The sequence below is a fragment of the Ruegeria sp. AL2 genome (assembly GCF_056540845.1).
Genome location: NZ_JBQFXM010000006.1, coordinates 82,369 through 105,088, shown reverse-complemented (window position 1 = coordinate 105,088; position 22,720 = coordinate 82,369). Strand labels below are relative to the sequence as shown.

22 protein-coding genes are annotated in these 22,720 nt (G+C 59.5%); 7 read left to right on the top strand and 15 right to left on the bottom strand.

Going from position 1 to position 22,720, the window contains the following annotated elements; translation table 11 throughout:
• Positions 1-6: 6 nt before the first annotated feature.
• Entirely contained in the window at positions 7-246 is a 240-nt protein-coding gene (locus ACR0ID_RS10535) for a hypothetical protein (RefSeq protein ID WP_480493646.1), read from the top strand.
• On the opposite strand, the gene ACR0ID_RS10530 is transcribed toward ACR0ID_RS10535, so the two are convergent.
• Complete coding sequence (locus tag ACR0ID_RS10530) at positions 243-518, bottom strand: DUF167 domain-containing protein (protein WP_480605254.1); 276 nt, start codon at positions 516-518, stop codon at positions 243-245. The genes ACR0ID_RS10535 and ACR0ID_RS10530 overlap by 4 nt on opposite strands.
• Before the next feature lie 134 nt (positions 519-652).
• Here ACR0ID_RS10530 and ACR0ID_RS10525 point away from each other — a divergent pair, with 134 nt between their 5' ends.
• Complete coding sequence (locus ACR0ID_RS10525; protein WP_480605252.1) at positions 653-1,231, top strand: nitroreductase family protein; 579 nt, start codon at positions 653-655, stop codon at positions 1,229-1,231.
• Complete coding sequence (locus tag ACR0ID_RS10520) at positions 1,228-1,926, top strand: EI24 domain-containing protein (protein WP_480605250.1); 699 nt, start codon at positions 1,228-1,230, stop codon at positions 1,924-1,926. The genes ACR0ID_RS10525 and ACR0ID_RS10520 overlap by 4 nt, the downstream gene beginning before the upstream one ends.
• Positions 1,927-1,932: 6 nt before the next feature.
• Here the strand turns inward: ACR0ID_RS10520 and ACR0ID_RS10515 are convergent, their stop codons facing one another.
• Both ACR0ID_RS10515 and mce read right to left on the bottom strand, forming a co-directional pair.
• The gene (locus tag ACR0ID_RS10515; RefSeq protein ID WP_480475531.1) at positions 1,933-2,205 is read right to left on the bottom strand and encodes a DUF1467 family protein; all 273 of its coding nucleotides are present in this window, start codon (positions 2,203-2,205) and stop codon (positions 1,933-1,935) included.
• A 24-nt stretch (positions 2,206-2,229) separates the two neighbouring features.
• Positions 2,230-2,634, bottom strand: coding sequence for a methylmalonyl-CoA epimerase (mce, locus tag ACR0ID_RS10510; protein WP_480475529.1), 405 nt, complete (start codon positions 2,632-2,634; stop codon positions 2,230-2,232).
• A gap of 136 nt (positions 2,635-2,770) precedes the next feature.
• Between mce and ACR0ID_RS10505 the strand changes: the two genes are divergently transcribed.
• Positions 2,771-3,490, top strand: a complete 720-nt coding sequence (locus ACR0ID_RS10505; protein ID WP_480605340.1) for a response regulator — start codon at positions 2,771-2,773, stop codon at positions 3,488-3,490.
• A 180-nt stretch (positions 3,491-3,670) separates the two neighbouring features.
• On the opposite strand, the gene aspS is transcribed toward ACR0ID_RS10505, so the two are convergent.
• The 4 genes from aspS to ACR0ID_RS10485 all read right to left on the bottom strand — a co-directional run bounded on the left by aspS (position 3,671) and on the right by ACR0ID_RS10485 (position 7,773).
• A complete protein-coding gene (gene aspS, locus ACR0ID_RS10500; RefSeq protein WP_480493641.1) occupies positions 3,671-5,446 on the bottom strand; it encodes an aspartate--tRNA ligase in 1,776 nt (591 codons plus the stop codon).
• Positions 5,447-5,525: 79 nt separating this feature from the next.
• Entirely contained in the window at positions 5,526-6,047 is a 522-nt protein-coding gene (locus ACR0ID_RS10495) for a CPBP family intramembrane glutamic endopeptidase (RefSeq protein ID WP_480605248.1), read from the bottom strand.
• The gene (locus ACR0ID_RS10490; protein ID WP_480605246.1) at positions 6,044-6,691 is read right to left on the bottom strand and encodes an aminotransferase class IV family protein; all 648 of its coding nucleotides are present in this window, start codon (positions 6,689-6,691) and stop codon (positions 6,044-6,046) included. Before ACR0ID_RS10490 ends, ACR0ID_RS10495 begins: the two co-directional genes overlap by 4 nt.
• The gene (locus tag ACR0ID_RS10485; RefSeq protein ID WP_480605244.1) at positions 6,646-7,773 is read right to left on the bottom strand and encodes an aminodeoxychorismate synthase component I; all 1,128 of its coding nucleotides are present in this window, start codon (positions 7,771-7,773) and stop codon (positions 6,646-6,648) included. Before ACR0ID_RS10485 ends, ACR0ID_RS10490 begins: the two co-directional genes overlap by 46 nt.
• A gap of 178 nt (positions 7,774-7,951) precedes the next feature.
• Here ACR0ID_RS10485 and carB point away from each other — a divergent pair, with 178 nt between their 5' ends.
• Complete coding sequence (gene carB, locus ACR0ID_RS10480) at positions 7,952-11,305, top strand: carbamoyl-phosphate synthase large subunit (protein WP_480475517.1); 3,354 nt, start codon at positions 7,952-7,954, stop codon at positions 11,303-11,305.
• A 65-nt stretch (positions 11,306-11,370) separates the two neighbouring features.
• Here carB and ACR0ID_RS10475 read toward each other — a convergent pair whose 3' ends face one another.
• From ACR0ID_RS10475 to ACR0ID_RS10465, 3 genes are read right to left on the bottom strand one after another with little or no spacing between them, the layout of a single operon-like run.
• A complete protein-coding gene (locus ACR0ID_RS10475; protein ID WP_480605242.1) occupies positions 11,371-14,418 on the bottom strand; it encodes an efflux RND transporter permease subunit in 3,048 nt (1,015 codons plus the stop codon).
• 11 nt (positions 14,419-14,429) lie between these two features.
• On the bottom strand, positions 14,430-15,467 hold the full coding sequence (locus ACR0ID_RS10470) for an efflux RND transporter periplasmic adaptor subunit (RefSeq protein WP_480605240.1): 1,038 nt from the start codon (positions 15,465-15,467) through the stop codon (positions 14,430-14,432).
• Positions 15,464-15,931, bottom strand: a complete 468-nt coding sequence (locus ACR0ID_RS10465; protein ID WP_480493635.1) for a MarR family winged helix-turn-helix transcriptional regulator — start codon at positions 15,929-15,931, stop codon at positions 15,464-15,466. The genes ACR0ID_RS10470 and ACR0ID_RS10465 overlap by 4 nt, the downstream gene beginning before the upstream one ends.
• Before the next feature lie 160 nt (positions 15,932-16,091).
• Here ACR0ID_RS10465 and ACR0ID_RS10460 point away from each other — a divergent pair, with 160 nt between their 5' ends.
• The gene (locus ACR0ID_RS10460) at positions 16,092-17,216 is read left to right on the top strand and encodes a beta-ketoacyl-ACP synthase III (protein WP_480605238.1); all 1,125 of its coding nucleotides are present in this window, start codon (positions 16,092-16,094) and stop codon (positions 17,214-17,216) included.
• A 26-nt stretch (positions 17,217-17,242) separates the two neighbouring features.
• On the opposite strand, the gene ACR0ID_RS10455 is transcribed toward ACR0ID_RS10460, so the two are convergent.
• Positions 17,243-19,045 carry a hypothetical protein gene (locus ACR0ID_RS10455; protein ID WP_480605236.1) on the bottom strand — a complete coding sequence of 601 codons (1,803 nt, stop codon included), beginning with the start codon at positions 19,043-19,045 and terminating at the stop codon, positions 17,243-17,245.
• A 159-nt stretch (positions 19,046-19,204) separates the two neighbouring features.
• The gene (locus tag ACR0ID_RS10450) at positions 19,205-19,666 is read right to left on the bottom strand and encodes a hypothetical protein (RefSeq protein WP_480475505.1); all 462 of its coding nucleotides are present in this window, start codon (positions 19,664-19,666) and stop codon (positions 19,205-19,207) included.
• 355 nt (positions 19,667-20,021) lie between these two features.
• On the opposite strand from ACR0ID_RS10450, the gene ACR0ID_RS10445 reads away from it, so the two are divergent.
• Positions 20,022-20,600 carry a thymidine kinase gene (locus tag ACR0ID_RS10445; protein WP_480605234.1) on the top strand — a complete coding sequence of 193 codons (579 nt, stop codon included), beginning with the start codon at positions 20,022-20,024 and terminating at the stop codon, positions 20,598-20,600.
• Here ACR0ID_RS10445 and ACR0ID_RS10440 read toward each other — a convergent pair.
• From ACR0ID_RS10440 to proC, 3 genes are read right to left on the bottom strand one after another with little or no spacing between them, the layout of a single operon-like run.
• Entirely contained in the window at positions 20,597-21,547 is a 951-nt protein-coding gene (locus tag ACR0ID_RS10440) for a 2-hydroxyacid dehydrogenase (protein WP_480553933.1), read from the bottom strand. The two genes, ACR0ID_RS10445 and ACR0ID_RS10440, sit on opposite strands and share 4 nt — an antisense overlap.
• Positions 21,547-21,885, bottom strand: a complete 339-nt coding sequence (locus ACR0ID_RS10435) for a tRNA-binding protein (protein ID WP_267362951.1) — start codon at positions 21,883-21,885, stop codon at positions 21,547-21,549. Before ACR0ID_RS10435 ends, ACR0ID_RS10440 begins: the two co-directional genes overlap by 1 nt.
• Entirely contained in the window at positions 21,878-22,693 is an 816-nt protein-coding gene (gene proC / locus ACR0ID_RS10430) for a pyrroline-5-carboxylate reductase (RefSeq protein ID WP_480519138.1), read from the bottom strand. The genes ACR0ID_RS10435 and proC overlap by 8 nt, the downstream gene beginning before the upstream one ends.
• Positions 22,694-22,720 lie beyond the last annotated feature (27 nt).

Here is a 22,720-nt window from a genome sequence, read left to right as displayed (position 1 = left end):
GTCCTTATGTTTTCGATTGAGCATGAATTCGACTCGACGGTCATAACGCTTGTGGACGAAGGTGAAAAACCCTTGCAGGAAGATGTTGTGATCAACAATTTCGCCGAATGCGTCACGCTGGAACAGTTTGATCCGCGAACCGACCAGGTGCAAAAGATCACCTTGTCGCCCGAACAGGTCCGCGATCTGGCCGCAGCGCTGGACCTGCCCGAGGGTGTTTACCAGATCCGTGAAACGGAACCTTAGGGCACATAGACAAACACCTTGTTGCGCGCGGTTTGCCCCTGCTTGAGTGTCAGTGTCGAATGGGCAACGCCAAGACATTTCGCAAGGATCGCCTGAACTGCATGATTGGCTTTGCCACTGTCAGGCGGAGCCGTGACAAATACCCTGATCTGCCCGCCTTCCACGATCACCCGGTCGCGCGCGGCCTTAGGTGTTACTTTCAAGTGAAACACTGCCCCAGCGTGCGCCTGCGCGCTGAGATCCGGCAGATCTCGTAGTTTCGATTTCGCCATTGTCGCCCCTTCCCTCAATAGTCTTGCATGATGGGCGGTGGGATGAAATTGATCCACGCGATCCGTCGCCGCGCCCTTGAAACCCTCGGCATGCCGACCAAGATACAGAGACGTGATGTAAAGGAAGTTAACATATGTCCATGAAAAACCCCGCTGCTCTGGAGTTTTTGCAGTCGCGCCGGTCCCGACCCGCCAAGACACTGGTGGCCCCGGCCCCGACACGGGACGAGTTGCGCCCCTTGCTGATCGCAGCTGCACGCAGCCCCGATCACGGAAAACTGGAACCCTGGCGATTTATCGTTCTGGAACAGGGGGCCATGGCAAGACTGGCAACCCTGACCGAGACCTGCGGGCAAAGGCTGAAGAAAAGCCCGGAAGATATTGCAAAAGCGCGCAGCCAATTCGACATGGGGCATCTGGCCGTAGCCGTAATCGAAGTACAAAAACCGTCTGAGAAAATACCCGCAATCGAACAAACCTATTCTGCGGGCGCGGTCTGTCTGGCCCTGCTGAATGCCGCGCTGGCCGCGGGCTGGGGTGCAAACTGGCTGACAGGTTGGCAAACCCACGACCACGACTTCTGTGTCGACGCCTTTGGCCTTGCCAAGAACGAGCGTGTCGCCGGGCTGATACATATCGCCACCGAAGGAACAGCCCCACCCGAACGCCCGCGGCCCGATGTGGCAGCCATAACGGAATGGATCACAGAATGATCATCCTGAACGCCTTTTTCAGCGCACTAAGCCAGATCGGAGATCCCAAGTTCCGTGCCGTTCTGCTGCGCGGTGTAGGTTTGACCATCCTGTTGCTGGGTCTTGCATGTGCCGGTGCGATCAAGTTGATCAACTGGTTGTCGGGCAGTGAAATCTCGCTGCCATTTGTCGGAGCTGTCCCGTGGCTGAACGACGTTCTGAACTATTCAGGTATCGTTCTCGTCCTGGTCCTGCCTGTTTTCCTGATGGTACCGGTGGCGTCAGCCATCACATCGATCTTTCTGGACGAAGTGGCGCAGGCGGTCGAGGACAAGCATTTTCCAGCCTTGCCACCTGCACGACGCATCCCGGTGTCGGAGGCCCTGATGGACGGCCTCAGCTTTCTTGGCGTGCTGATTGTAGCAAACCTGCTGGCGCTGATCCTCTATGCGTTCTTCACCCCGTTTGCGCCCTTCATATTCTGGGCCATGAACGGGTTCCTGTTGGGGCGGGAATACTTCACGCTGGCCGCCATACGCCGGATCGGGCGGGATGGCGCGCGCCAATTGCGGGCCCGACATTCGACCACGATCTGGGTCGCCGGAACCCTGATGGCCATTCCGCTGTCTATACCGCTGTTGAATCTGGTGATCCCGATCCTTGGCGCGGCAACATTCACCCATATTTATCATGCTGTGTCAGGCCAAAAGGTCTGACACAGATTACCGCGGCTCCAGTTGGTTCAACCAGTCGAGGTCCCGCACTGAAATCACACCGGAAATGATGATCCCGGCAATGATAGCCCACAAAACCACAGCAATGGCGGTGGTGATCCACATCTTGGCTTTCAGGTGATGGACTTCCGGCGCACCCGCATGTGTGCCCGGAACGATATCGTTCAGGTCACCCTGAGTTTTGATGCGAATGGGCAGCACCACAAGCAACGTCATGAACCAGATGACGGCGAACAGCACCAATGCAGCAGTAATGGTCACTTCAGGCCCCCCGGGTTTTGCGGATCATACCTGTTCCAGCTCGACAAGGCAGCCGTTGAAGTCCTTGGGATGCAGGAACAACACTGGTTTGCCATGTGCGCCGATCTTGGGCTCACCCGACCCCAAAACACGGGCGCCGGTCGCTTTTAGATGATCACGAGCGGCGATGATGTCTTCGACCTCATAGCATATGTGGTGAATGCCGCCGGCCGGATTCTTTTCCAGAAACCCGTTGATCGGGCTGTCGTCGCCCAGCGGGTACAAAAGTTCGATCTTGGTGTTGGGCAGTTCGATGAACACAACCGTGACGCCATGATCCGGCTCGTCCTGCGGCGCGCCGACCTTGGCGCCCAGCGCATTGCGGTACTGCTCGGATGCCGCCTCAAGGTCGGGTACGGCGATGGCAACGTGGTTCAGACGTCCAATCATGTCACACTCCTGATGTCCTGCTTTGCGTGGGTTATGGGGGTTGCTCTGCAAAAGGACAAGTGCGCCAAATCGCGCGTTAACGTCGTGTTAGCCACAAGTTCCTAGCGTGAAGCATCTGCTGGATAGGAGAGCTGCCATAGACGATTCGGGCCTCATTGCCACCACCGCCGCCACGCCCACCGCAACGCGGCCCTTGCTGGGACAGACAATTCTGGTTGTTGAAGACAGCCGATATGCCTGCGACGCGATCCGCCTGATGTGCCTGCACAGCGGCGCACGCATCCGACGCGCTGACTGCCTGAAATCGGCACGGCGACACCTGCAGATCTATCGCCCGTCGGTCATTCTGGTCGATATGGGCCTGCCTGACGGATCCGGAGCTGACCTGATCGCCGAACTGGCCGACGCTTCACCACGGATCAGCGTGATCATGGGCCTGTCGGGCGACGACGCCACCGAAGGTCTGGCGCACGCAGCCGGGGCGGACGGATTTCTTTCCAAGCCAATAAAATCATTGTCTTATTTTCAGAAGTCCATTCTGGAGCGCCTGCCCGAGGATCGACAACCAAGCGGGCTCCACTCGGTTCGAGATGAAGTCATCCGCCCCGACCCGATGGCCTATCAGGACGATATGGCGCATATCGCCGATGTCCTTACCGGGCCCAACGATCATCGCACGTGGGATTACGCTGCCCAGTTCCTGCAAGGGGTCGCACGGGAAGCCGATGACAGGCCCTTGGCAGAAGCCGCCCGAAAGCTGGCGCTGTCACGGGCGAACGGCGCACCGATCACGGCGCAGGCAGCGCAGGTCGCCGGCATGGTGCAGAACCGCCTGGAACAAAGAAAGGCGATTTGACGTGATTGCAGCCTACTTCATCACTGCAACGCTTCTGTGCATCTGGGCCTATCGCCAAACACGGCATGCTGCACGTTCAATTCGTGTCAACCGAGGTGATTTAAACAACCCGTTGGACTGACCCGCAAATACTCGCTGGCATCAAAATGAATCCGCCCGCTAAATGCGGGCGGCTGTTGTTCAGTCTTGCGGAATGAGGCGCAAACCCAGTTCCATCAGTTGATCTGACGTCGGGTCCGACGGCGCATGCATCATCAGGTCTTCGGCCCGCTGGTTCATCGGGAACATCATGACCTCGCGGATATTGGCCTCATCCGCCAACAGCATCACGATCCGGTCGATCCCTGCAGCGCAGCCACCGTGCGGCGGCGCACCGTAGTGGAAGGCGTTGAACAGGGCACCAAATCGGGATTTCACTTCATCCTCGCCATAGCCCGCCAGTTCAAAAGCTTTCAGCATGATTTCCGGCTTGTGGTTCCGGATCGCACCCGACACCAGTTCGTATCCGTTGCACGCCAGATCGTATTGATAGCCACGCACATCCAGCGGATTGCCCTGCAGCGCTTCCATGCCGCCTTGCGGCATCGAGAATGGGTTGTGCTCAAAGTCAATCGCGCCAGTTTCTTCGTCTTGTTCGTAGATCGGGAAATCAACGATCCAGGCAAAGGCAAAGCGGTCTTTCTCGGTCAGGCCAAGCTCGTCGCCGATCACGTCGCGCGCCTTGCCTGCAACCTTTTCAAAGGCTTTCGGCTTACCACCCAGGAAAAATGCAGCATCGCCGACCCCCAGACCCAATTGCTGGCGGATCGCCTCGGTTCGTTCGGGGCCGATGTTCTTGGCCAGCGGACCTGCGGCCTCCATCCCTTCGCCCTGATCACGCCAGAAGATGTAGCCCATTCCCGGCAGACCCTCTTTCTGGGCAAAGGCATTCATACGGTCACAGAACTTGCGGCTGCCACCGGTTGGCGCGGGGATAGCGCGAATTTCGGTACCTTCCTGTTCGAGCAGTTTTGCGAAAATCGCAAAACCAGACCCACGGAAGTGGTCAGAGACCACCTGCATTTTGATGGGATTCCGCAGGTCGGGCTTGTCCGTGCCGTACCACAGCGCCGAATCCTTGTAGGAAATTTGCGGCCAGTCCTGATCAACCTTGCGGCCACCGCCGAACTCTTCGAAGACGCCGGCCAGAACGGGCTGGATCGTGTCGAACACATCCTGCTGCTCGACAAAGGACATCTCGAGGTCGAGCTGGTAGAAATCGGTGGGCGAGCGGTCGGCGCGCGGGTCTTCGTCGCGGAAGCAAGGCGCAATCTGGAAATATTTGTCGAAACCCGACACCATGATCAGCTGCTTGAACTGCTGCGGGGCCTGCGGCAGGGCGTAGAACTTGCCCGGATGCAGGCGCGACGGCACCAGAAAGTCACGCGCGCCTTCGGGCGAGGATGCGGTGATGATCGGCGTCTGATACTCGCGGAACCCCTGATCCCACATACGCTTGCGCATGGAGGCCACAACGTCCGAGCGCAGGGTCATATTCTGCTGCATCGCCTCGCGCCGCAGGTCGAGGTAACGATAACGCAGGCGCGTTTCCTCGGGGTATTCCTGATCGCCGAACACCATCAGCGGCAGTTCCTCGGCAGCCCCCAGAACTTCCAGCTCGCGCACGTAAACCTCGATCTCGCCGGTGGGCAGTTTCGGGTTCACCAGTTCGGCGGCACGCGCCTTGACGGTTCCGTCGATGCGGATGCACCATTCGGAACGCACCTTTTCCAGCGCAGCAAAAGCGGCGCTGTCGCCATCGCACAAAACCTGTGTCACACCAAAATGATCGCGCAGGTCGATGAACAGGACGCCCCCGTGATCTCGGACCCGATGCACCCAACCGGACAGGCGAACGGTTTCACCGACATTGGCGGCGGTCAGTGCGGCGCAGGTGTGGCTGCGATAGGCGTGCATGGATCATATCCCTTCGGGCGCAGAATTCGTCGCGCCGATACACCCTGTCAGGCCCGGAAAGTCAAGGCGGGTCGCCCTGTCAAAACGGCCTTTGCACGTTGCCTGAGTAGAAATAGACACCCAGCCCGACCGCAAAGATGATATTACCCACAATCACGTGCAACAGCACCGCATAGAAGAACGAGCCGCGCTGCCTGTAGGCCCATGTAAACAGCAGCCCGCCCGCAAATGTCATGAGGGCGACAATCCAGCTCCAATACATCAGATGCGCGAACGAGAAGATGGCAGCATTTAGCACATAAGCCGCGCGCCCCTCTGGCAAGATCGCGTGATAACGATGGAAGAACAGTGGGCGGAACAGCACAACTTCGCGAAGCGACCAGTTGGCCCAATCATAGCGCAGCTCGGCCCATTGAAAGCCTGGTGTCCAATGCAGCAGCAATATCCCCATCCCGGTCAGGGCAAACAGTGCCGGAAACATCCTGTTCATAGGAAACAAAACCGCGATGACCAGCGGCGGGACAATATTAAACAGGCCGAACTCAACCCTTAACCGCGGCAATGCAACCGGAGACCCGACCATCGCGCCGTCTTTGATCACGTGTCTGTCAGCTCCACCCGGATCAGCCCGCGCAGTGAATTGCCCATGTAGACAGTTTGCGCATTTTTCAGGTCGCTTAGGGTCAGCACGGCCTCGGACACTGTTTCTTTATCCAGCAACTCTTCGCGCAATATGCCAGGCAACAGACCGCTGGACAGCGCAGGCGTCAGAATACGGCCATCCCGCTTTTCGACGAAAAGGTTGCTGATGGTGCCCTCACACAGTTCATCAAGCTCATTCAGGAATAACACTTCGTCTATGCCATCCGTCAGCGCGGCGCGGGCATCGTCATATAGGGCGCGGCGGCTTGTCTTGTGACGCAGCCAAAGATCATTGGAAGCCAGCCGCTGATCAGACAGGGCTATGCGCCAGACCGGAGGGTTGCTGGCCAGAACCCCGGTCGTCAATTCGAATGCACCCGATGCATCCAACGTCAAACGACACCGCAAGGGGGTGTCGCCCAACGCGCCATCCAGCGCGGCGGTCGCTGCATCCGGGTTGAAGGGAAGGCCAAAGGCCGTAGCGGTTCGGGCCATGCGCGCAAGGTGACGGTCTTTTCGGACAAAGCCCTGATCTGGCCGAAACGCCAGCGTTTCGATCAGGCGGAAATCAGGCTCAGCTGGCGGGCGAAGCGGGCTTTCCATAGCGCCTCCTCATATTCTGCCGGGGCGGTGCTGTCCCAGACAAGGCCCCCGCCCACGTTCAGGGTGGCCTGATCGCCTTCCAGCATCAGCGTACGAATGGCCACGTTGAACTCGGACCGGCCATCAGGCGCGGCCCAGCCGATGGTGCCACAATAGATGTCGCGCGGCCAGGGTTCCAGCCCGGCCAGAATTTCCATGGCGCGAATTTTGGGGGCGCCCGTGATCGAGCCGCAGGGAAACAACGCCATCAATATATCGCTGAGCCCTGCGCATTTGAGCAACTGGGCACGGACAAGTGAAACCATCTGATGCACGGTCGCATAGGTTTCGACCTTAAACAGTTCAGGTACATGAACGGAACCGGGCAGCGCGACACGGCTGATATCGTTGCGCAGCAGATCGACGATCATCAGGTTTTCCGCCCGGTTCTTTTCGTCCGTGGTCAGAAACGACCGGCGCCGCATATCCTCATCCGGGTCTTCGCTGCGCGGCTGGGTACCCTTCATCGGTCGTGTTTCGATCTTTCCATCCGTGTCCGTGCGGAAGAACAACTCCGGCGAGCGGCTGAGCAAATCGGGCAACCCGACCTGCTGCACCAGCGCGCCATGCCCAACGGGCTGCCCCGCTGCCAGTGCCGCATAAAGGGCTTCACTGCTGCCCGAGACGGTCAGATCAATCGGAAAGGTCAGGTTCGCCTGATAGATATCACCAGCACCGATGGCATCATGCACCACTTGAAAGGCTTCGCCATAACGCGCCTCATCCCAGCGCGGCTGAAACACGCGCACCTCGCCCGCAGGCGTCGGTAAAGCAACCCGATCCGGTGCGCCGTAAACCCCAAAGCACAGCAGGGGCAACCGACGCGCATCCGGCAAAAGATCGATCAGCCGGGGTTCAAGCACATATCCCAGTTCATAACTGGCATAGCCAGCCAGCCAGGCCCCGTCCGCGCGCGCCTCATCCAGCGCCGCCAGAGCCTGGGGCACGTCCTCCGCAGTATCTGCGCGGATAATCCGAGACGGGCGCTGAAACCGGGCTCCGCGACCGGCTGGTCCCTGATCAAAACGAATACGCAATTGCATCCTCTTTTGCCGTGAAGGGCGATATAGAGAATACTCTGGCAGGGGAAAGGGGGGAAAGCGGCAATTTCGCTTCTGTTTCCGATACCCCTTGAACCTTTCTGCGTGGTCCCTATAACCCACGACAATTTGGGCGCTTGGGCGGTGCCCGCGACTCGTGCAAAATCGAAGGGGCCAGGCCATGCCGAAGAGAACCGACATCAAGTCGATCATGATCATCGGGGCGGGTCCCATTGTTATCGGTCAGGCTTGCGAGTTCGACTATTCTGGAGCGCAGGCCTGCAAAGCCCTGCGCGAAGAAGGTTACCGGGTTATTCTGGTCAACTCGAACCCGGCGACAATCATGACTGACCCCGGACTTGCCGATGCCACCTATATCGAGCCGATCACGCCCGAGGTCGTCGCCAAGATCATCGAAAAGGAACGCCCTGATGCCCTGCTGCCCACAATGGGCGGGCAAACCGGTCTGAACACCTCGCTCGCGCTGGAAGAGATGGGGGTGTTGGACAAGTTCGGTGTCGAGATGATCGGTGCCAAACGCGACGCCATTGAGATGGCCGAGGACCGCAAATTGTTCCGCGAGGCGATGGATCGGCTGGGGCTGGAAAACCCTAAAGCCACCATCGTGACCGCCCCCAAGAAGGCCGACGGCTCTGCCGATCTGGACGCAGGTGTCCAGATCGCTCTGGACGAGCTGGAGGAAATTGGCCTGCCTGCCATCATCCGCCCGGCCTTTACCTTGGGCGGCACAGGCGGCGGCGTGGCCTATAACCGCGAGGATTATATCCATTTCTGCCGCTCGGGCATGGATGCCTCGCCTGTCAACCAGATCCTCGTCGATGAAAGCCTGCTGGGCTGGAAAGAATACGAGATGGAAGTGGTGCGCGACACCGCCGACAACGCCATTATCGTCTGCTCCATCGAAAACGTCGACCCGATGGGCGTGCACACGGGTGACTCGATTACCGTGGCCCCTGCCCTGACGCTGACCGACAAGGAATACCAGATCATGCGCAACGGCTCGATCGCCGTGCTGCGCGAGATCGGAGTGGAAACCGGTGGCTCGAACGTGCAATGGGCGATCAACCCCGATGATGGCCGCATGGTTGTGATCGAAATGAACCCGCGCGTGTCGCGCTCTTCGGCGCTGGCCTCCAAGGCGACGGGTTTCCCGATTGCCAAGATCGCTGCGAAACTGGCCGTGGGTTACACGCTGGACGAGCTGGACAATGACATCACCAAGGTCACGCCTGCGTCGTTCGAACCTACCATCGACTATGTCGTCACCAAGATCCCGAAATTCGCGTTTGAGAAATTCCCCGGCTCTGAGCCTTATCTGACCACTGCAATGAAGTCGGTGGGTGAGGCGATGTCCATCGGCCGCACCATTCACGAGTCCATGCAAAAGGCGCTGGCCTCGATGGAGTCCGGCCTGACCGGGTTTGATGAGATCGAAATTCCGGGGCTGAGCATCGGCCTGTGGGATGAGGTCGAAAGCAGCGACGACAAGGCACATGTCATCAAAGCGATCAGCAAGCAGACCCCCGACCGCCTGCGCACTATCGCACAAGCCATGCGTCATGGCCTGACCGACGACGAAATCTTCGGCGTTACCAAGTTTGACCCCTGGTTCCTGGCCCGCATCCGCGAGATCACCGAGGCAGAGCGCACTGTGCGCAAGGACGGTTTGCCAGTGACCGAAGAAGGCATACGAAAGCTCAAGATGCTGGGCTTTACCGATGCGCGTCTGGGCAATCTGTCTGGCCGCAGCGAAGATAACGTACGCCGCGCCCGCCACAATTTGGGCGTTACCGCGGTTTTCAAACGCATCGATACCTGCGCCGCCGAGTTCGAAGCGCAGACACCCTATATGTACTCGACTTACGAAGCGCCGATGATGGGCGATGTCGAATGCGAGGCACGCCCAAGCGACCGCAAGAAGGTCGTTATTCTTGGTGGTGGTCCGAACCGGATCGGTCAGGGGATCGAGTTCGATTATTGCTGCTGCCACGCCTGCTATGCGCTGACCGAGGCCGGGTACGAGACCATCATGGTCAACTGCAACCCCGAGACGGTTTCGACCGACTATGACACATCGGACCGTCTGTATTTCGAACCGCTGACCTTTGAACACGTCATGGAAATCCTGACGAAGGAACAGGAAAACGGCACGCTGCACGGCGTGATCGTTCAGTTCGGTGGTCAAACACCGTTGAAGCTGGCCAACGCGCTTGAGGCAGAGGGTATTCCGATTCTGGGTACCACACCGGACGCAATTGACCTGGCCGAAGACCGTGAACGGTTCCAGGCGCTGGTCAATGAACTGGGCCTGAAACAGCCCAGAAACGGCATTGCCTCGACCGACGAAAAGGCGCTGGAGATTGCGGAAGAGATCGGTTTCCCGCTGGTCATCCGCCCCTCTTACGTTCTGGGCGGCCGTGCGATGGAAATCGTGCGCGACATGGATCAGCTGCGACGCTATATCAACGAGGCCGTTGTGGTCTCGGGCGACAGCCCCGTACTGCTGGACAGCTATCTGGCGGGCGCGGTCGAACTGGACGTAGACGCCCTGTGTGACGGCACCGATGTCCACGTCGCGGGCATCATGCAGCATATCGAAGAGGCGGGCGTCCACTCGGGCGATTCCGCCTGTTCGCTGCCGCCCTATTCACTGTCGAAAGAGATCATCGGGCAGATCAAGGATCAGGCGTTCAAGCTGGCCAAGGCTCTGAATGTTGTTGGCCTGATGAATGTGCAATTCGCGATCAAGGATGATGAGATCTATCTGATCGAAGTGAACCCGCGCGCGTCGCGCACCGTACCGTTTGTTGCCAAGGCCACCGACAGTGCGATTGCATCGATTGCTGCACGCATCATGGCGGGCGAGAAGCTGGCCAACTTCCCGATGCGCCCTCCCTATCAGGAAGGCAAGGACACCAAGATCGCGGACCAGATGACGCTGGCCGATCCGGACATGCCGTGGTTCTCGGTAAAAGAAGCTGTCATGCCCTTCGCCCGTTTCCCCGGCGTTGACACCATCCTTGGCCCGGAAATGCGCTCGACCGGCGAGGTGATGGGCTGGGACCGTGACTTCCCACGTGCGTTCCTCAAGGCGCAGATGGGCGCGGGCATGGTGTTGCCGTCCTCTGGCCGTGCGTTCATTTCGATCAAGGATGCCGACAAGGGCAAAGCCATGCTGGAAGCGGCACAGGTTCTGGTTGACCAGGGCTTTACGCTTGTGGCCACGCGCGGCACCCAAAGCTGGCTGGACGAACAGGGTGTTGCCTGTGACGTTGTGAACAAGGTGTACGAAGGCCGCCCGGATGTTGTGGACATGCTGAAAGACGGTCAGGTGCAGCTGGTGATGAACACCACCGAAGGCGCGCAGGCGGTTGAGGACAGCAAGGCCATCCGCTCGATCGCGCTGTATGACAAGATCCCATATTTCACCACCGCAGCAGGTGCCAACGCCGCTGCACTGGCGATCAAGGCGCAGGCTGAAGGCGACGTCGAGGTGAAATCGCTACAGGGGTAAAGACCCCTGACCCAAACGAAAAAGCCCCAGAGGAAACTCTGGGGCTTTTCTTTATTTCCAATGCCTTACGCAAGCGATTCCGTCGTTTTCTTTCGTTCGTCACGGGCGAAAAACAACAGGTAAAACACCGGTGCCGCAACCATTGTCAGAACGGTGGCAAATGCCAGACCGCCCATGATCGTCACTGCCATCGAGACGAAGAACGCATCCGTCAGCAGCGGCGCCATGCCCAGAATGGTCGTGACAGCCGCCAGCATGACGGGCCGCAAACGCGACACGGATGCTTCGATGATTGCATCGCGCAGGGGCTTGCCGGTGGCGCGGACCAGATCGATTTCCTCAACCAGAACAATGCCGTTCTTGATCAGCATACCCGACAGGCTGAGCAGGCCCAGAAGTGCCGTAAAGGTGAAGGGCAGCCCTGTTCCCAGCAGGCCGATCACCACGCCGTTCACGGACATCGGCACCAGCAACCAGATGATGATCGGCTGGCGGATCGCGTTGAACAACAGGACCGAGATTAACACCATGATCAGCAGGCTCAGCGGCAATTGTCTGCCCAGGCTTGCCTGTGCTTTGCGCGAGTTTTCGAACTCTCCACCCCATTCCATCTTGTAGCCGGGTGGCAGATCGATGGCCTCGATGGCGTCGCGCACTTCGGCGTGGACCTGTGCCGCTGTCAGGTCGGGCGGGATGTCGGCGCCGACGGTGATGGTCAGAACCCGATCACGACGGTGAACCAACGTATTGAGCGATTTGTACTCGAATCCATCCACCATTTGTTCAATTGGTACAAACTTTTCCGACTGGTCCGAGTACACGACCTGATCGACAATCGAGTAATCTCCGTCCGCGGGTCGGCGCAGGATAATCGGGATCAGGCGGTCGCGCTCACGGAACACACCACCCGTGATGCCGTCGGTCGAGAATTGCAGAGTGGCGGCGATATTTTCGCGCGTGACACCTGCTGTCTGCGCCCGTTCTGTTGCATAGATCGGTTGCAGCGCCAGTTCCTGTTCGCGCCAGTCGTGATGAACCAGCAGCGCGTTCGGCGATGCGGCTGCCATGCGCTGCACCGCCTCATCGGCAAGCTGGCGCAGCACGACCGGGTCGCTGCCCGAGAAGCGGGCCTGAATCGGATCACCACCGCCGGGGCCAAAGACCAGACGCTTGGTACCGAACTCACCTTCGGGGAATTGGACAGACCCAAACGCTTCAAGATCTGCTTGCAGCGCCGGGATGTCGTCCAGGCTTGCTGTGCGGATGACCATGTGCCCATAGCTGGGGTTCGGCTTTTCGGCTGAATATGTCAGCATGAAACGGGTAGCCCCCTGGCCGACAAAGGTCGTGACCGAGACGACGTCGTCGCGTGCTGCCAGCCACTCTTCGAACACCGCCATGTCTTCGGCTGTTCGTGCAATCGGTGTGCCCTGCGGCAGTTTGTAGTGCACGAAGAATAAAGGCGTGTTGGAGTTGGGGAAGAACTGCTGCTTCATCAGCCCAAACCCGGCATAACACACCACGGTTACGCCGACGAGACCAGCAACAACCAGCCAGCGGAAGCGCAGCGCAAAGCGCAGAATCGCACCATAGATGCGGAACAGGAGGCCGCCATAAGCGTCGATCTCGCCTGCTTTGCCCTGTTTGAAGAAGTAATGCCCCAATAGCGGCGTGACGGTGATCGCTAAAACCCAGCTGAGCAACAGTGAAATGCCGATCACGGCGAACAGAGAGAACAGGAATTCTCCGGTTGCGTCAGGGCTGAGTCCAATGCCCGCAAAGGCCATGATGCCAATCACGGTCGCACCCAGCAACGGGATCTGGGTTTTTGACGCCACATCGTCGGCCGCATCGCGCGAGGACTGGCCGCGCAACATGGATATTTGCATCCCTTCAGCCACCACGATGGCGTTGTCCACCAGCATCCCCATGGCGATGATCAGGGCACCCAGTGAGATTCGCTCCATCTCGATCGAGAAGAGCGACATGAACAGAAGCGTGCCGACCACGGTCAGCAGCAAGGTCGAGCCGACAACAATGGCCGCGCGCCAGCCCATGAAGATGCCCAGCACGGCGACCACGATGGCCACCGACATGGCAAGGTTCACGAGAAAGTCGTTCGAGGCCTGCTCGACCACCACATGTTGCTGATAGATCGGCAGGATTTCGACACCGAAGGGAATGCTTGTATTCAACTCCGCGAATTTGGCGTCAGCGCGTTTGCCAACCTCGACAATGTTTTCAGTGGCCAGACCCGCGATGCCCAAGGTGAAAGCCTCGGTCCCGTTGTAGCGGATGATAATGTCGGGGTCGTTCTGACGGGCGCGATAGACATCGGACATGTCAAAGAGGTTGATCACCTGCCCTTGCGAACCGACAGACAGGCCCGCAATGGCCGACACGCTGTCCGACCCTTCGGCCGTCAGGATGGTGGTCCGGTCGTTGTCAGAGCGCAAGGACCCTGAGGAATTGACCGAATCCGCATTGGCGATGGCCTGGTTGATTGCTTGCAGCGGGACATTCTGGTTCACCGAAATCGCCAGATCGGGTTCGACAAAGATCGCCTCGTCCGGCAGGCCCTGAACCTCGACATCCGCAACGCCGTCAACGGTCAGCAGTTCACGCCGCAGGAAGGTTGCCAGTTCGTGCTTTTCAGCGTCCGAGAACCCTTGGGCGGTCACCGCATAGAACAGGCCGAACACGTCGCCGAACCCGTCATTCACAAACGGTTGGCCGACGCCCGATGGCAGGCCGCGCGCGGCGTCGCGCACCTTGGCCCTGAGCCGGGTCCAGATGGCGGGCAGTTCGGTGCCGTCGTATGTCGACTTGATCTCAACCTCGATCAGGGACCGTCCGGGTTGATTGACCGAGGTGATGACGTCCACCTCGCCCATCTGCTGTATGGCGGATTCCAGCGGTTCCGATACTTCCAGCGCCACCTGTTCGGCGGTGGCGCCGGGGTATTGCGTGATGACAACCGCGTTCTTGATTGTAAAGGCCGGGTCTTCCAGACGGCCAAGCGATGTGAACCCCCAGATGCCTCCAATGAGGGCAATGAGAATGACCAGCCATGTGTAAAGCGGCCGGTCGATTGAGGCGCGGGTGATGTTCATCTGTCAGCCCCTCAGTTCGCGAAACCGGCGAACCGGCGCACCGTCTGACCATCCGTCAGCACAGCGCCCCCGGCCACAACGAACTCATCCCCATCTGACAGGCCCGTCAGCACCCGGACTTCGCCGGTTTGCGTGGGCTCGATGGTCACCGGGACGCGGCGCACGGTGCCCTCATCCGCCCCGACCGGGGAAAACACCATGACGTTCAGCGCGCCGTTTGCGTCAGCGACTACGGCGGTCGCCGGGACGACGATGCCTGTGCGGTTGTCCTGCACCTGAACGTTGACGGTAACGGAAGAACCGGGAAAGATTTGCAGCCCCTTTGGCGGGGTCAGGCCAAACTGGATGCGGAAAGTTTGACCGACGCTGGAGGTTTCCGCGTCGAATTCACGGATTTCCAGCGGGAAGACTTCGTCACTGACCGGGAATTTCGCGGTGATGAAGAAGTCGTCATTCTGGCCAGAGCGTTGAAACAGGATCTCGGGCACATCGACCACGATGCGAAGTTCCGACATGTCGTGAATGCGGACGATGGGGGTGCCCGCCGAGACGGTCGTAAACGCCTCGACCGAGCGGCTGGAGACCAGCGCGTCAAACGGCGCGGTCAACGTGGCGTGTTCCAGTTCATATTCCGCGTCGCGCAGGGCGATTGCGGCCAGCTGCGCCTCGGTCTCGGCGTCGTCCACGGCCACCTGGCTGGCGGTTGTACCGCGCAGGCGCGACAGGCGGGCGACGGTGCGGTCGGCCTGTTCCTTTTGCAGCCGCGCCCGATCAAGGCGCAGCTCGAACGGTTCCTGATCCAGGCGGGCAATCAGACCATCCTTGGGAATCATGAAGCCTTCGTTGATGGGCATCTCGACAATCTGGCCGGCAACCTGAAAGGCAAGATCAACGGTCTGGCGCGCGGCGACGCGGCCAAAGAACTGCCGCGTGAAACCCGGCGCGGTTTCGCGCACCTGCATGAGTTTCACCGGTTTCGGGGTATCTTGAGCGGCAATCGGGGTTGCCAGAATGGCCAGTGCAAGGCCCAGAGAGGTCAGGAGTTTCATTTCTTCAATCCCTCGGGAATTCCCGTTTTCAATACGTTGTCGCGGATTTTGCGCGCCAGTCGCGCGAATTCGGCAGTTTCTTGTTCGTTTAGGCCCGAGGCCCTGTGAAACAGGTCCCCGGCGGCGGCGACCAGCATGTTGCGGGCCTCTTCGCCCTGCTCTGTCAGCACCAGCAACCAGGCCCGGCGGTCTTCGGGGTCACGCCGCCGCGTCAGGTAGCCCGTTTTTTCAAGGGCATCGGCTGTGGCGGTGATCGTTGACGGGACGCTTAACATATCAGCGGCCAGAACGCCCATGCGCTTGGGCTGATCCAGTTTGATCAGCATGTGGCATTCCGGGTGGTTCAGGTCTGTTTCGATACAGTCGAAGGTCTCTTCCAGTTTCCAGTAAAGGGCATAGACGCCCATGATCGCCTGAATCTCGGGGCTGAGGCGGCCCAGTCTGGCGCTGATATCGTCTGGCATTGGGGGGTCTCCGCGCGGGTTACGGGGCGATATACTTCAATTTCTGAACTATTCAAGATATGAAACTGCGCCCCGGAACGAATTCCCTTAGGTCAACATATCTTGATCAAATCACGCCATGACTGCATTTTGGGCGAATCCGAAACATTCAGGACCCGCCATGTATACCCCCGCCATCACCGGTACCGGTGTCTTCACCCCGGAAAACGTCATCACCAACGCGGAGCTTGTTGAAGCGTTCAACGCCTATGCCGACAAGCAGAACGCGAAGAATGCCGAGGCCATCGCAGCCGGGCAGATGGAGGCGATGCAGCATTCCTCGGAAGAGTTCATCGTCAAGGCGTCGGGCATTCAGAACCGCTACGTGATGGACAAGTCCGGGGTGCTGAACCCGGACGTGATGCACCCGACGCTGCGCCAGCGCAGCGATGACGAGCCCGGGATCATGACCGAGATGGCAGTGGATGCCTGCAGAAAGGCGCTGGCGCAGGCGGGGCGCACGGCGGCGGATGTCGATCTGGTGATCTGCGCGGCCTCGAACCACGAGCGCGCCTATCCGGCGATTGCAATCGAGATTCAGCAGGAACTGGGCATCGACGGGTTTGGCTTTGACATGAATGTCGCCTGTTCTTCGGCCACGTTCGGCATTCAGGCGGCGGCGGATATGGTGCGGTCCGGGTCGGTGCGCGCGGCGTTGGTGGTGAACCCTGAAATCTGCTCGGGCCATCTGGAATGGCGCGACCGGGATTGTCACTTTATCTTTGGCGATGTGGCAACGGCAACGCTGATCGAGCGGATCGAAGACGCCAAAGGCCCGCATTTCGAAATCCTGTCGACCCGCTGTGCCACCGCCTTTTCAAACAATATCCGCAACAACAACGGGTTCCTGCGCCGGTCGCGCCCCGATGGCGTGATTGACCGCCGCGACATGCAGTTCATGCAGAACGGCCGGAAGGTGTTCAAGGAAGTGTTGCCGATGGTCAGCAAGCATATCAGCGACCATATGGAAGCCGAAGGGGTCAGCAATACCGACCTCAAACGCCTGTGGCTGCATCAGGCCAACAAGACGATGAACGACTTCATCGGCAAGAAGGTTCTGGGCCGCGAACCCGAGGCGGGCGAGCAACCCAATATCCTTCAGGATTATGCGAACACCTCATCCGCAGGGTCGATCATTGCGTTTTCGAAATACTCTGACGATCTGCAAGAGGGCGATCTGGGGCTGATCTGTTCTTTTGGAGCCGGGTATTCGGTTGGTTCGGTGATCGTCAAGCGTCACGCCTGATCGGCATTCCGCAGAGCGCTGACGGCCTAGAGATCGGCCGCCAGCTGAAAAACCTGGAACGCGGCCCCTTCCCCACGATCAATCCGGCTGAGATAGGCGGGGGTTTCACCTTTTGCCAGTTGGGATTGCAGCCCGCGCCCCTGAGACGCCCAGTCCCAGAATTCGGCACGGGGCGCGGCGGTGCAGAGCAGCACATAGCTTACACCCAGCGCGGCAAGACGCGGACCGGCCTGGGACGCATCCATACGCAAAACCGCGATCTGCGCCTGAATTCCGGCCCGGTTGCGGTGATAATTCCCCGCCAGAACCGAATGATCGGTATAGCGCAGCACTTCTGCCGCATAATCAAAATCGACCAGAACCATTCCGGCTGGCAGGTCTTGCAGGGCCGCGTAGGCCTCGGGCGCTTTGCAGGGGGCGCCGATGTTTTGCGAATCCTGCGCGGCCTCGGCGACGGGTGCCGCAAGGGAGGGGCGCGCAAACCGTTCCAGCTGTTTTTCCACGCTGCTACCGATCTTTGGCGAGACGCAGACGATAAAGCCTATCATAGCCAAGCCGGAGAGCGTGCGGCCATGGCTTCTGTAACTGACGTAAAAGGCCCGCAGCATCTGAGCCTGAACAGCCACAAGAGACACGCCCAGAAACGTCATCATCCGGGACTGGTACAGAAACATGGAAAACCCGGTCACAATCAGCGCCAGAAACAGGAAGTAATCCATTTTGTCTTGCGACTGGCGGGCAAAGAACAAGGCTGCCACCGCCGTGATGACGGACATGGCGATCAGGGCCGCAGCCTCGCCCCGATGTCGTTCCAGCACGACGGTGATATTCTGTGCTTCGGCAACCTGGCTGAGCCAGAAGTCGCGCATGTCCTGAGGCAGGTCCGCAATCGGGTTTTCAAGGCAGTAGGGCGCAAATGCGTAAGCGCAGCCAAGTGTTACAGCGCCTGTCGCAAGACACGCGCCGATGCGCCCCCAATAGGACCAGCCCAACCCGACCCAGGCTGATGTACACAGGCACAGGGCCGCGATCCCGGCCGGCAGGGCCACACTGATCGTCAGGGCATCGCAGCTTGGGAACAGAAAGCCCTGACGCCCCGTTGTTGCAACGCTGGCCAACAACAGGGTCAGCGCCAGCCCGGCTCCAAACACCATGGTGTTGCGGCGGGCGGCTGTGCCGGTCACGATCCAGTCAATCGTGAAGAACACCGCGATAATCGCGACCTGCACGATCGATTCGGTTCCGATGGACACCGAAAGGGCCAGACAGACACCCAGCCATCCCGCAGCAGAGGGTTTGGCCTTGCGCAGGACAAAGAACATGAGGGCCGCTGCAAACAGCAGAATCTGAACATTGTGGTGGTCAAACGAGAAATAGTCGAACTTCCGATAATGTTCGAGCGTCAGCACGCCGACCACCAGTGCCGAAACCGCGCCATTGCGCCCGCCCAAAGCTCCACCGGTGACAGCAAAGGCCCACAGGGTCAGCCCCGCCAGCAGCACCGGCCAGACAAACGCAGTCACTTGCAAAGCGCTGTCGGGTGGCACGACCATCGCGGACAGTGTGTAGAGCCCGGCAATCGGCGCATCGACAAGCCGGGACCAGTGCATCAGCGTGCCGTCACCCGGCCCCAGCCGATGCTGATAGGCGTCAAACCAGCCCTGCCCCGCCAGCAGGTCCTGCACCATGACCCAGCGCATCGCGTCATCGGGGCCTTCCTGATAAGCACCAAACAGCACCGTGGCCAGAAAAAGCGTATAGACAAACAGGAACGACCGCCAAACCATATGGTCTGCGAGAACGCTGTAATTTCCCTGCATTTTCTGCATGGTTTACTGCCCTTGACGATCTTGCCTGCGCCGCAGCTTATCGGAAAGACGTGACTGAATTGAGGCACAGGGTCCGGTTGGTGATCATTCCACAAAGCGCACGACATCTGCTGCAATCCGGGCAGGCGGAATTTGGCCGGTTACGGACCGCGGTCAAGCCTAGCTGACGCTTTCTTCTTCCAGGTGCAGTTTCATTTCAATCAGGACCTGCTGAAGCAAACTGGTTTCTTTCAGCAGCCTTTTTGCTTCGTTCACCGTGATGATGCCATCTTCGATTGCGGACTGATATTCAGTCATCAGCATTGCAAACCGCTGGCTGAGCGCGATGACATCCGAATTCACCCCGCCTGTGCGAGGATCCTCGGTGTTGCGTTCGCTGTAGGACAAGGTGATGTTTTTCAGATCCGCCAGCGCGGATGTCACATGCGGATAAGTTGCTGCGTTTTCAAGCCGAGCCACTGCATCCACGGGCATGAACCTGTCCGCGTGTTCGGCATTGTCCGAATAATACCGGCCCAGGGTCGCCTTGGATTTTCCGGTGATTTCACAAGCAGCTTCTATTCCGACATCTTTGACCAGCGCTTCTGTGTGTTTCTTCAGATAGGCCCCGATATCTGCCATTGATTTACCTTTATTACCTGCAAACGCCCGCCCGGTGTCCAAACCGGGGAAAGCGTCGGGAAATTTCCCATACCTGAGTCATAATTGAAATGTCATACATTGACTATCCCTCAGATAAGCGGGGGATTTTGTGAGTGAGTGGCGGCAGTTCAAGCCGGTAAAGAGTGATTGCAGGGCGGTATTGTTGGGCCTTGCTTTGTTTTGGCCACATGTTGGCCGACGGCGTCGCTGTTGCAGACGCGGGGGTTCCATCCCCTACGAGCCCAGCTCGGCCTCTGCACACGCAACGGCGACGTCGCTTCTTACGACCGATTGCTCTCTTGTTCCTTTTCGTCGGGCGTTTTAGACCCACGCCATGGCAAAGCTGTATTTCAACTATTCCACCATGAACGCGGGCAAGTCGACCGTGTTGCTACAGGCGTCGCACAACTATCGCGAGCGCGGGATGCAGACCTATCTGATGACCGCCGCCCTTGACCGGCGGGCGGGTGCGGGGCGGATTGCATCGCGCATCGGCATATCGGAGCAGGCTGACACGTTCACACCCGAAGATGATGTCTTCGCCATGATCCGGACCCGGCTGGACAAGGGTTTAGTGGCCTGCGTTTTCATCGACGAGGCGCAGTTCCTGTCCGAGGCACAGGTCTGGCAACTGGCCCGTGCAGTGGACGATCTGGATGTGCCGGTGCTGGCTTATGGGCTGCGGGTGGATTTTCAGGGCAAACTGTTCCCCGGTTCCGCCGCCCTGCTGGCCCTTGCCGACGAAATGCGCGAGGTGCGCACGATCTGTGAATGCGGTCGCAAGGCCACGATGGTGATTCGGCGGGATGAAACCGGCAAGGCCATCACCGAAGGGGCGCAGGTGCAGATTGGCGGGAACGAGACCTATGTCTCGCTCTGCCGTAAACACTGGCGTGAGGCGGTGGGCGACTAGACCGGGTTGGGCAGCGCCCTGCCCGCGACAAAGGCCGCCACGTTATCCAGCGCCATGTGACCCATGCTGCTGCGCACCTCTTCGGTGGCTGTACCCAGATGGGGCAGCAGGGTGACGTTTTCCATATCGCACAGGGATTGCGGCACTTTGGGTTCGAATTCGTAGACGTCCAGCCCCGCCCCCGCGATCTGACCGGTTTGCAGCGCCGTAATCAGCGCGGCCTCGTCCACCACCTCGCCACGGGCGATGTTGACCAGAATAGCCGAGGGGTTCATCGCCTCAAGAACCTGCGCATTGATCAGGTGGCGGGTTTCCGCACCGCCAGGAACAGCAAGCACAAGGAAATCGACCGAGGCGGCGAGTGTTTCAAAGTCAGGTTTGAATTCCGCCGGGAAATCCAGATCTTTTGCATTGCGGGACTGATAGGCCACCTGCATTGCAAACCCGAAATGACAGCGGCGCGCGATGGCCTGCCCAATGCGGCCCATGCCGACGATGCCCACGCGCTTGCCGGTCACATGATGGCCCAGCATCTGCGTCGGGTGCCAGCCCTGCCACTGACCCGACCGCACCAGCCTCTCACCCTCACCGGCGCGCCGGGCTGTGGTCAGCAGCAGGGTCATGGCGATATCAGCCGTGGCGTCGGTGACTGCGCCGGGGGTGTTGGTTACGTCAATTCCGGCCGCGCGTGCCGCATCCACGTCGATATGGTTGAAGCCAACACCGAAATTGGCCAGCAGCTTGCAGCGCGGCTGACCTGCATCCGCAAAGACCTGAGCCGAGAACTGATCGCCCAGTGTCGGCACGACCACGTCATAGTCGGCCAGAGCGGCCAGCATCTCCTGCCGTGACATGGGCAGGGTGTTTTCCCGGATGGTCACATCGAAATCGGCGCGGGCGCGCGATTCGACTGCCGGAGTCATCGGGCGCGTGATCAGCAGTTTCATCAGTGCATCCGCCCGCCGGTTGGAACCTTGCCGTCGGGGCCGATCAAAACGATCTCGCCGCTGTCATCGGGCAGACCCAGCACCAGAACCTCGGACATGAACTTGCCGATCTGGCGCGGAGGGAAGTTGACGACAGCCATGACCTGTTTGCCGACCAGAGTGGCCGGATCGTAATGCGCGGTGATCTGGGCCGAAGTCTTGCGCTCGCCAATCTCGTCGCCAAAGTCGATCCACATCTTGATCGCGGGTTTGCGGGCCTCGGGATAGGGTTCGGCGCGGATCACCTCGCCCACGCGAATATCGACCTTGAGGAAGTCATCAAACGAAATTTCACTCACGCGAGAGCTCCTTGGACCGGTCGGTTGCGGCCTTGACGGCACGATGCAGCAGGTCGGGAAAGCCGGTTTCCTGATGCATCAGCACCTCAAGCGCGGCTTGTGTGGTGCCGTTCGGAGAAGTCACGTTGATGCGCAGCTGTGCCGGGTCTTCGTCGGACGCCATGGCCAGCGCCCCGGCACCGGCCACTGTGGACTTGGCCAGTTTCATCGCAAGCTCGGCAGGCAGGCCGTGCGCCTCGCCCGCAGCGGCCAGAGTTTCGATCAGATGGAACACATAGGCCGGGCCGGACCCGCTGAGCCCGGTGACGGCGTCCATCTGTGCCTCATCCTCAAGGCGTACGGTCTGACCCACTGCTGCCAACAGGTTTTCGGCCTGTTCCATATCGGCCTCGGAGGCGTGTGCGTTGCCGATCAGTGCCGTGATGCCCTGACGGATGGCGGCGGGCGTGTTGGGCATGGCGCGAATGATCGGGGTGTCACCGCCCAGAACAGATTCGAAGGTGGCAATCGAGGTGCCAGCCGCAACCGAAATGAACAGGCTGGACCCACCGCCCAGTGCCTGAAGGGCAGGCAGGGCTTCGCCCATCATCTGCGGTTTGACCGCAACCAGCACCACGGCGGGGGATTCGGGCAACGGTGCGTTGATATTGACGCCCTGCGCCTTCAGCCAATCTGACGGGTAGGGATCGATGACCCAAACGGAAGCTGGCGGAAGGCCGTGTTCCAGCCATCCCGCCAGCATTGCGGACCCCATCTTTCCGCACCCCAGAAGCACAAGCCCCTGTTCGGCCACTCGCGTCATGTCCATTTGCCCCTCCCGCATTACATATCGGTT